This is a genomic window from Bradyrhizobium sp. (assembly GCF_035701725.1).
Classification (GTDB): Bacteria; Pseudomonadota; Alphaproteobacteria; order Rhizobiales; family Xanthobacteraceae; genus Bradyrhizobium.
On the sequence record NZ_DASSRP010000426.1, the window covers coordinates 1 to 2,990 of the forward strand.

Annotated in this window: 2 protein-coding genes; both read right to left on the reverse strand. The window is 61.5% G+C overall.

The window, feature by feature from the left end:
- Positions 1 to 329: 329 nt before the first annotated feature.
- A complete protein-coding gene (gene parE / locus VFL62_RS26345; RefSeq protein ID WP_325175327.1) occupies positions 330 to 2,384 on the reverse strand; it encodes a DNA topoisomerase IV subunit B in 2,055 nt (684 codons plus the stop codon).
- A gap of 114 nt (positions 2,385 to 2,498) precedes the next feature.
- Positions 2,499 to 2,867, reverse strand: coding sequence for a hypothetical protein (locus VFL62_RS26350; protein ID WP_325175328.1), 369 nt, complete (start codon positions 2,865 to 2,867; stop codon positions 2,499 to 2,501).
- Positions 2,868 to 2,990 lie beyond the last annotated feature (123 nt).

Sequence of the window (2,990 nt, forward strand, 5' to 3'; positions counted from 1 at the left end):
GCCTTGGTGTAGGAGCGGGCGGGCAGGTCGGCGGCGAGTGCCGATCCGGAGAACGCCGCAGCCGCGGTCAGAGCCAACACCAACCTCTTCATTTTCAGTCCCTCAACGGTTTAGGGCCGCAGCCCGAAGTAATCTCGATTCTGCCCCCATTTATAAACGTTTCTGCCTGAAAAGCTGTGTCCGGAGGGGCACACCCGGCCTAAAACGACAAAATCCACCGGCGCCTTAAGAGTAAAAAATGCTTTAAAATCAGCGATAAAGGGGATGGTCATACCGTACTGCTCGGGTTCCATCGCGGCGCGTCTGAAAATCCGCCAAACGCTTCGGAATCAGACGTCCAGAAGGTCCTCGCTGGCGAATTCCGCCTTGTCCGAAATGAACGCAAATCGGGCCTCCGCCTTGGTGCCCATCAGCCGTTCGACGGAATCGGCCGTGCCCTCGCGATCGTCCGCCAGAAGCACGACCTTGAGCAGCGTCCGCTTTGCGGGATCCATGGTGGTTTCCTTCAGCTGCGCCGGCATCATCTCGCCGAGGCCTTTGAAGCGGCTGACATCGACCTTCGCGTTGGCGTTGAATTCGCTCTTGAGCAGCGCGTCCCGGTGTGCCTCGTCGCGGGCGTAGAACGTCTTGGCTCCATGGCTCAGGCGGAACAGCGGAGGCACGGCGAGAAACAGGTGGCCCTCATCGATCAGCCGCGGCATCTGCCGGTAGAAGAAGGTAATCAAGAGCGAGGCGATGTGGGCGCCGTCGACGTCGGCGTCGGTCATGATGATGATGCGCGAATAGCGCAGATCCTCTTCGCGATATTGCGCTCCGGTGCCGCAGCCGATCGCCTGGATCAGATCGGCGAGCTGGGCATTGGCGAGCAGCTTGTCCTTGGTCGCGGACGCGACGTTGAGAATCTTGCCGCGGAGCGGAAGGATGGCTTGCGTCTTGCGATCGCGCGCCTGCTTGGCGCTACCGCCGGCCGAGTCGCCCTCGACGATGAAGAGCTCGGAGCCTTCGGCGGCGGTGTCGGTGCAGTCGGCGAGCTTGCCGGGCAGCCGCAGTTTCTTGACCGCGGTCTTGCGTGAAATTTCTTTTTCGGCGCGACGGCGCAGCCGCTCTTCGGCGCGCTCGACGACGAAATCCAACAGCTTGTTGGCCTGTACCGGATTGCCGGACAGCCAGTGATCGAACGGGTCCTTGATCGCCTGCTCGACGATGCGCTGCGCTTCGGCGGTCGCCAGCCGGTCCTTGGTCTGACCCTGAAATTCCGGCTCGCGAACGAACACCGAGAGCATCACGGCTGCGCCCACCATCACGTCTTCGGAGGTGATGGAGGCCGCGCGCTTGCCCTGGCCGACGCGTTCGGCGTGATCCTTCAAGCCGCGCAGCAGCGCGCTGCGCATGCCCGATTCATGCGTGCCGCCGTCCTGGGTCGGAATCGTGTTGCAGTAGGACGAGAGAAAACCGTCGGCGTCTGCCGTCCAGGCGACCGCCCATTCGCACGCGCCCTGCGCGCCGGTGCGGCCCGACTTTCCGGAAAAAATATCCGGATGCACTAGCGTGTCGGCATGGATGGCGGCGGCGAGATAATCCTTCAAACCGCCGGGGAAGTGAAAGCTGTCCTCGGCCGGAACGTCCTCGATGCCCTTGAGCAGCGAGGGATCGCACCGCCAGCGAATCTCGACGCCGCCGAACAGATAGGCTTTCGAGCGCGCCATCTTGAACAGCCGCTGCGGCTTGAACGCGGCCTTGGCGCCGAATATCTCGGCGTCCGGCTTGAAGCGGGTCCTGGTGCCGCGGCGGTTGTTGACCTTGCCGAGATCCTCGAGCTTGCCCTTCGGATGGCCGCGCTCGAATACCATGCGGTAGAGTTTCTGGCTGCGTGCGACCTCGACTTCCAGGCGCGACGACAGCGCATTGACCACGGAAATGCCGACGCCGTGGAGGCCGCCGGATGTCTCGTAAACCTTCGAGTCGAATTTGCCGCCCGCATGCAGCGTGCACATGATGATTTCGAGTGCGGACTTCTTCGGAAATTTCGGATGTGGATCGACGGGGATGCCACGGCCATTGTCGGTGACGGTCAAAAATCCGTCGGCGTCGAGTTCGACTTCGATGAAGGTCGCATGGCCCGCCAGCGCCTCGTCCATCGAGTTGTCGATGACTTCGGCGAACAGATGATGGAGCGCCTTCTCGTCGGTGCCGCCGATATACATGCCCGGCCGCCGCCGCACCGGCTCGAGTCCTTCGAGGACCTCGATGTCGCGCGCGGTATAGCCGGCCTCGGCGTTGCTCGGTTTCGATGCTGCCTTGGCGGCCGGACGGGCTTTCGGCGTGGTCTCGAAGAGGTCACTGGACGGCTTTGTTTTTGCGTTTGATTTCAGTGCTTTGGCCATAGTTCTTCAGATGATGCGGAGGAGGGCGCCGCGAATCGGCTTCCACCGACTATGCCACGGATGAGCCTGAAAAGTGACGCCGCTATGGGGGCGGCGCGGGCTGTGGTCGAATTCTCAAATCCGGCAGGTACGGAATACGATCAGTCCAAACAGCGCGACCGCCGTCAGCACGATCAGCGAGCCGATGATCGGCAGGATGATGAAGGCTTGACCCTTGGAAATGACAACGGCAACGCCAACAGGAAATAGGATCGCGCCAACGATGTGCAACCAGCCTTGCCACTTCGCCAGCGTGCTTTGTTCGGCGGCCGGAACCAGCCGGTAGTAGAGTGCGAACACGAACAGGAGAACGCCGCCGACCAGGTTCAAATGCGCATGCGCTGGAGCCAGCGCAAAGCTTTGGCGGACGCCCATCTCGATTCCCCAGATCATGCCGAGTACCAGAATCGTGACCGCTACGCGCATCATAAGCGAACTAATCATGTGTCTGGCCCCCCGCTCGATTCGCCCGCATTGAAACAGAGGCTTTGCCCCTTGCCTTGGCAGCTATTGTGACTTGATGTTGCTGATCCGGCCAGCTTAAACGGCCAGTTTAGACGGGATAAC

What these genes read in the sequence shown, in the direction of transcription:
- parE (WP_325175327.1), bottom strand. Translation starts at nt 2,384, where the DNA reads ATGGCCAAAGCACTGAAATCAAACGCAAAAACAAAGCCGTCCAGTGAC.
- VFL62_RS26350 (WP_325175328.1), bottom strand. Translation starts at nt 2,867, where the DNA reads ATGATTAGTTCGCTTATGATGCGCGTAGCGGTCACGATTCTGGTACTC.